Origin of the sequence: Actinomadura sp. GC306 (assembly GCF_004348665.1) — a bacterium.
Lineage (GTDB): Bacteria > Actinomycetota > Actinomycetes > Streptosporangiales > Streptosporangiaceae > Spirillospora.
On sequence record NZ_SMKM01000331.1, the window covers coordinates 1 to 6,658 of the forward strand.

Here is a 6,658-nt window from a genome sequence, read left to right on the forward strand (position 1 = left end):
TCGATCCCGGTGGAGAAGACCACCGGCGACCAGGTGTTCGCCGGAACGGTGTCGATGGGCGGGTTCCTCCAGGTGCGCGCCACCGGAGTCGGGGCCGACGCGCTTGAGGACGAGGGAGAAGGCGCGTCCGATCGCTTCGAGGTCCTCGGGCTGGATGACGTCGACGAAGAACGTCCGGACCGTCTCGACGTGGTCGCGGGCGGCGCGTTCGAGCGCGGCGTAGCCCTCGTCGGTCAGCATGGCGAAGACGCCGCGCTTGTCGTTGGGGCAGTTGTCGCGCTGCACCAGGCCCTTGGACTCCAGGCGGGAGCAGGTGTGCGACAGCCGGCTGCGCGACTGGCTGGCGTTCTCGGCCAGTTCCGCCATGCGCAGCCGCCGTTCGGGCGCCTCGGACAGCCGGACGAGGATCTCGTACTCCGAGACGGACAGGCCGTGCTTGGCCTTCAGGTCCCGGTCCATGACCTCGGTGAGCCGGACGCTGCCGTCCACGTATGCGCGCCAGTCACGTTGCTGGGCGGCATCGAGCCAGCGTGGTTCGCTCATGCCGATCAGTATACGACATATGTTGAAGGTTCAACTACTGCCGACTACCTTAAAAGTAGCAGGACCCGCGGCACCCGCCCGCGGGAATAGTTGAATCATCAACTATGTTGCCCGAGCAGTGCACCGCCCGTGGTGGACGGGCACCCGACCGAGGGGAGACCCCGATGCCCGCCGTGATGGCCGACCCGCTGACCCTGCCCCGCCTGCCGCTGCTGTCCGACTCCGAGACCGGCTGGCGCCGGGTCGCGAAGGTGGTGACCGCGCAGCGCCACGTGGAGGGAGAGGGCTTCCAGGTCAGGCGCCCCTTCCCCGGCATGGACCTCGCCCTGGCCGACCCGTTCCTCCTCCTCGACCACATGGGCGCCGTCGAGTACGCCCCGGGCGAGGCGAAAGGTACTCCGTGGCACCCGCACCGCGGGTTCGAGACCGTCACCTACATCATCGACGGCGCGTTCCAGCACCAGGACACCACCGGTGGCGGCGGCCTCATCGCGGACGGCGCCACGCAGTGGATGACGGCCGCTTCTGGGATCCAGCACATCGAGCAGCCGCCGCCCGAGCTGGTGGCCAAGGGCGGTCTGTTCCATGGCATCCAGCTCTGGGTCAACCTCCCGCGCGCGCAGAAGTGGGTGCCGCCCCGCTATCAGGACATCGAGGCCCGGGACGTCAAGCTGCTGGCCGCCGATGACGGGTCGTCCCTGGTTCGTGTCATCGCCGGATCGCTCGCCGGGCATGACGGGCCAGGCGTGACCTACACGCCCATCAACTACCTGCACGCGACGGTGGCGCCCGGTGCGCGTCTCGCCCTGCCCTGGCCGCGCGAGTTCAACGCCCTGGTCTACGTCCTGTCCGGACGCGGCACGGCCGGCGTCGAAGAGATCGCGCTGGACGAGGGGCAGCTCGCGGTCTTCGGAGGCTCGCATGACAAGGGGACGGGGGACGGGATCGTCGTCCGTGCCGCGGACGCTCAGCCGGTCGCCAGCGCGAACGGCTGGGAGATCCTCGTCCTGGGCGGCCTGCCGATCCGTGAGCCGATCGCGCGGTACGGCCCGTTCGTGATGAACACCCGCGAGGAGATCGTCCAGGCGTTCGAGGACTTCCAGGCCGGCCGGATGGGCACCGTCCCCGCCGAAAAAGTCCCGCACCGCTCCGACCAGGACGAACCACTCGCCTAGCGCCCCCCCCGAGCTCGTTGACTTGCGGCGTGTTGTTGTTATCCGGCTCGTCATAACAACAACACGCCGCAAGTCAACGGTTCGTCGGCGCGGTGAACGGTGGGAGGTGCGCTCGCGGATTCGGGGGTTCGGGTGTGACCCGGCTCTCCCATGCGCTACTGTGTTCGAATGGTCGAACAGAAGTTCGATCTGCTGGACGTGCTCGGCCGGGGAGGTGACGGGGTGGCGACGGTCGTCACGAGGGCGCCGGACGGCGCCGCACGCTGCAGGACGCCGCGGGGGCGCGCGACACGCCGTAGCGGTTTCTACGCAAATCTACGGCCGCAGCTATATCGCCTCATAGAGTCCGAGAGCGTGGACCCCGTGCGCAATCCCTACGCCCCCGGTGCCGGGCAGCGGCCCCCGGAACTGGCCGGCCGCGACCGCGAGCTGAGGCAGTTCGAGGTCGTGATCGAGCGGGTGGCCCGCGGCCGCCCCGAGCGCAGCATGATCGTCACCGGGCTGCGCGGGGTGGGCAAGACCGTGCTGCTCAACGCGTTCCGGTCGATGGCGATCCAGCGGCTGTGGGGGACGGGCAAGATCGAGGCCCGGCCCGACCAGTCGATCCGCCGTCCCGTCGCCTCGGCGCTGCACCGGGCGGTGCGCGAGCTGGCGCCCCGGCACCGCGCGCCCGACCGTATCGAGGAGTTCCTCGGCGTGCTCAAGGCGTTCGCGCAGGCGGGGCCGGAGCCGTCCGGCAAGGACCGGGCCCGCGCGCACCGCTGGCAGCCGGGCATCGACGTCCCCGCCTCTCGCGGCCGCGCCGACTCCGGCGACCTGGAGATCGACCTGACCGAGCTGTTCGTGGACGCGGCGTCCGTCGCCACGGACGTCGGCGTCGGGATCGCCCTCTTCGTCGACGAGATGCAGGACATCCCCGCCGACGACGTATCCGCACTGTGCGCCGCTTGCCACGAGCTGTCGCAGGTCGGCGGCCCGCTGATCGTGGTGGGCGCCGGGCTGCCGCACCTGCCGGCCGTCCTGTCGGCCAGCAAGTCGTACTCCGAGCGCCTGTTCCGCTACGCCCGCATCGACCGGCTCGACCGCGAGTCGGCCGACCACGCGCTGCTCGCCCCGGCCGAACGGGAGGAGGTCACCTTCACCGAGGAGGCCCTCGACGCGCTGTACGGCGCGGCCGACGGGTACCCCTACTTCGTCCAGGCGTACGCCAAGGTCGTCTGGGACGTCGCACCCGACACCCCGATCACCGCCGACGACATCAAGGTCGCCGCCCCGGAGGCGGAGACCGAGCTCGCGGTCGGCTTCTTCGGCAGCCGCTACGAGCGCGCCACCCCGGCCGAGCGCGACTACATGCGCGCGATGGCCATGCTCGGCGACGACCCGGTGCCCACCGCATCGGTCGCGGACGAACTCGGCCGCAAGCCGTCGAGCCTGTCACCCGCCCGCGACGGCCTGATCAAGAAGGGCCTCATCTACAGCGCCGAACGCGGCATGGTCGCGTTCACCGTCCCGCACTTCGGCAAGTTCCTCCGCTCCCAGCCCGCCTGACCGCTACCGACCTATCGAGCTCTCTAGCGCGACCGCTAGAGAGCGGTAGAAAGCCGCATCGAGCCGCCTCGTCCGCACAATATTCGACTCTCTAGCAAGAACCGTAGAGAGCCGTAGATTCTTCTCGCATGCCCATGGAGATCTATATGCCTTTCTAGATCCATCCGAATGGACGACTAGAGAGTGGCAGAGCCGTGCCCGCGTACCCGTCTATACGCGGCTATTGGACGTGTCCAAGAATCGGCTAGAGAGCGGCAGAGAGGCTCTGCTCCGCGGCCACCACCGCCGCCCGGACGGTCCTGCCGCGTTCCGCGGTCGACACGGCGAACACGACCTCGGCGTCCCGGCCGTCGACCCGGGCCGGGAAGGAGACGAAGCGCCAGCAGCCCTCCCGCCACACGTCCAAGGGCAGCGCGCTCGTGACGACGTTCTCGTGCTCCGCCCACTCCGGGCTGTCGTACAGCGTCGCGTACGTCTCCTCGATCGGGCTCCGTCGCCGCTCGCACGGCATCGCCGGCCGCCCATGGCCGGGCGGCAGCCCGCGCCGGCCGAGCAGCGCCGACAGCTCCGGCGACAGCATCGCGAACAGCGCCAGCTCCATCGCGAGCACGAGCCCGACGACGACCTCGACGTCCCGCAGCACGTCCAGCCCGGCGTGCGGCGCGCCCAGCGAGGCGATGGCGGCGCAGGTGAACAGCACCGCCCGCAGCACGCTCCGCCGCCCGACCCGCCGCCCGCTCAGCCCGCCGAAGCACCCGCACCCGGCATCGGGACGGCCGACCCGCAGCTCGCTGACCACCCAGGTCGCCGCGGCGAACGCCACCGTCGTCGCGACCCGCACCGAGAAGTGCGACGTCACCAGCAGCGCCAGCCCGAGCAGCCCCTCGCCGATCCCGACCCCGACGGTCATCCGGCGGCTGCCGCGCAGCGCCGACATCCGCGCGAGCGCCGCCGGCACCGGGACGCCGTGCACATGGTCGGGCGCCTCCACCGGCTGCTCCCGCACCGCCAGCTTCGCCAGGCACGCGGCCAGCAGCACCCCCGCCAGCAGCAGCACCTGCGTGTTCTGGAAGGCCGTCACCATGGCGCACCCGGCCGGACCGCGACGTTGAAGCAACCCGCGTCGAGCTCTCCCCCCAGCCCCGCGAACACCGCGGGCGTCAGCTCGACGATCCGCCCCCGCGGGGACGTCTCGCACTCCACGCAGCGGTCGCAGAACCGGGCCGCCAGGCAACCGCACTCGACCACCGGCACCCGGGCGGCGCGTCCCCCGCACTCGTTCCGGACACCGATCTCGCTGCCGAGCGACAGGTACGGGAACGGGACGCAGCCGGACGGGGCGTCCGCGCACCCCCCGGCGTCTCCCTCGGAATCGACCGCCGGGTAGGCCGCCCCGTCCGGCGTCCCACCGCCCCCGAACCAGGTCGCCGTCCCGCGCAGCACGTCCGGCACGGGCGCGGCGACATCCGGTGCGGCGAGATCATCGGGCCGGTACCCGGGCTGCGACGTGCCCGGGGCCACCGCCCACGGGCCGTCCGGAGACCGCACGCAGATCACGTCGATCAGGTAGCCGGGCTCCAGCCGCGGATGCCGCACGAGCACCCGTTCGAACGCCTGCGGGGGGATCACCACATGCGTCCGCCCCCGGTGGGGACCCATGTCCACCTCCACGGTGTCCCCCCGGTACGCGACGATCGTGCCGGCGACCCGGGTGATGTCGACCCAGATCCGGCCGGCGCCGAGCCCGTCGTCCGCCGGCCGGATCACCACCGACCGCCCCGGCCGCAGCGCGGCGAGGCCCCCGCGCCCGCCGTGCCAGACCGTCGTCCCGTCCCCCATCGCCAGCCGGATCTCGACTTCTCCCGAGTCGAGCCCGCCCGTCCCTGAATCCGGCCGGTGGACTGTCGCCGCGGCCAGGATCAGCAGATGGGGGCTCGCGTCCAGGACGGTGCCCGTGATCACGGTCAGCGGGGGCGCCGCGCGCTCCGGCGCACGCGCGGACGCCGGGAAGACGGCCGCGCGCCGGCGGCGGCGACTCGCCCCTCGGGGGTGGGCTGACGGCATCGCGTGGCTCCGACGTAGATCATTACTGCGGGTCACCGCCGGTGAGACGGTGCGTCAAGAGTCACGTGCGGTGACAGTGCTTGTCGACGGATTTGTTGCGATAAGTCAGTGAGAGGACAATCTTTGATCTACCTGGGGTGAAGATTATGCTCCGGTTGGCCCGGACATACCTTTAATGTGAGACCGTAATTACGATCTACATGCGATCGTCAGCCATACCGGGAGCGCGTTCGGCCGGGACCCGGAAAAGGCCGGCCGGAGGCGGCTCCGCAACCCCTGGTCCGGTGGTGAATTGAACGGGACGCGCCATGAGGAGTTCCGCTCGTACGTCGCGGAACGCGGCGCCGTGCTGCTGCGGGCCGCGACCCAGCTGACGAGCGACCGCGCCGACGCCGAAGACCTCCTCCAAGCCGCCCTGACCAAGACCTACCTGGCCTGGGACCGCATCCAGGACCGCGCCGCCGTCGACGGCTACGTCCGCCGCGCCATGGTCAACACCCAGATCTCCTGGTGGCGGCGCCGCAAACTGGACGTCTACCCGACCGACCACCTCCCCGACCGCCCCAGCACCGACGACCACGCCCACCGCTCCGAAATGCGCGACACCCTGAGCCGCGCCCTCCGCCGCCTCCCCGAACGCCAACGCATCACCGTCATGCTCCGCTACTACGAGGACATGTCCGAACAGGAGATAGCCGACTACCTAGGCGTAAGCGTAGGCACAGTGAAAAGCACAGTCTCCCGAGCCATGACAAAACTCCGCACCGAAAACGAGTGGTACTAAGGAGTGCTGTTCTTATTTGCAGTGCCCTTGGCGGTCAGGCGCTGGGGCGCCTTCCCTTCAACGGGCACTGCGCGCGATCGCTGCATCGCTCCGACTCGCCCTGGGGGCTCGCTGCGCGATCAGGTTCCTCGCTGTGCTTATTTGCATTGCCCTTGGCGGTCAGGCGCTGGGGCGCCTTCCCTTCGGCGGGCACTGCGCGCGATCGCTGCATCGCTCCGAACTCGCCCTGGGGGCTCGCTGCGCGATCAGGTTCCTCGCAGGCTCGGAACCTGCCTTCGGACGCGATCGCAGGCGTTGGGGTTGTTGTGGGGTTGGTGCGGTGGCTGGGGTCTCCGTGCCCTGGGACAGCGGCCCGGTGTTCGGCGCTGATGATGCTGATCCGGGCGGTGCTGTGCGGTGCGGTCGGCGCACCGCTTGGGGGCCGATGGCGAGCGGGCTTCTTGCTTTGCTCACGGGTGTGGGGGTGTGTCTGGTTTTGGGGGCGTTCTGGGGTTACTTTCGGTCTTGTGTGGGGCTTGCCGTGGTTCGAGGGTGGGGGTGGCAC

The 6,658-nt window shown here is 70.4% G+C and carries 6 protein-coding genes; 3 read left to right on the forward strand and 3 right to left on the reverse strand.

Features of this window, described 5'->3' with window-relative positions; genetic code table 11:
* Positions 1-543: MarR family transcriptional regulator (locus E1200_RS29710; protein ID WP_131955398.1), on the reverse strand; the 543-nt coding region annotated here is incomplete at its 3' end.
* A gap of 164 nt (positions 544-707) precedes the next feature.
* On the opposite strand from E1200_RS29710, the gene E1200_RS29715 reads away from it, so the two are divergent.
* Both E1200_RS29715 and E1200_RS29720 read left to right on the forward strand, forming a co-directional pair.
* Complete coding sequence (locus E1200_RS29715) at positions 708-1,718, forward strand: pirin family protein (RefSeq protein WP_131955399.1); 1,011 nt, start codon at positions 708-710, stop codon at positions 1,716-1,718.
* A 354-nt stretch (positions 1,719-2,072) separates the two neighbouring features.
* Positions 2,073-3,266 (forward strand): ATP-binding protein, encoded by a 1,194-nt coding sequence (locus tag E1200_RS29720; protein ID WP_131955400.1) that lies wholly within the window; start codon positions 2,073-2,075, stop codon positions 3,264-3,266.
* Between the two features lie 244 nt (positions 3,267-3,510).
* Here E1200_RS29720 and E1200_RS29725 read toward each other — a convergent pair whose 3' ends face one another.
* Positions 3,511-4,350 carry a MauE/DoxX family redox-associated membrane protein gene (locus E1200_RS29725; protein WP_131955401.1) on the reverse strand — a complete coding sequence of 280 codons (840 nt, stop codon included), beginning with the start codon at positions 4,348-4,350 and terminating at the stop codon, positions 3,511-3,513.
* A complete protein-coding gene (locus tag E1200_RS29730; protein WP_243708936.1) occupies positions 4,344-5,330 on the reverse strand; it encodes a hypothetical protein in 987 nt (328 codons plus the stop codon). The genes E1200_RS29725 and E1200_RS29730 overlap by 7 nt, the downstream gene beginning before the upstream one ends.
* A gap of 292 nt (positions 5,331-5,622) precedes the next feature.
* Between E1200_RS29730 and E1200_RS29735 the strand changes: the two genes are divergently transcribed.
* Positions 5,623-6,114, forward strand: a complete 492-nt coding sequence (locus E1200_RS29735) for a SigE family RNA polymerase sigma factor (protein ID WP_131955402.1) — start codon at positions 5,623-5,625, stop codon at positions 6,112-6,114.
* The last annotated feature ends 544 nt before the right edge of the window (positions 6,115-6,658 follow it).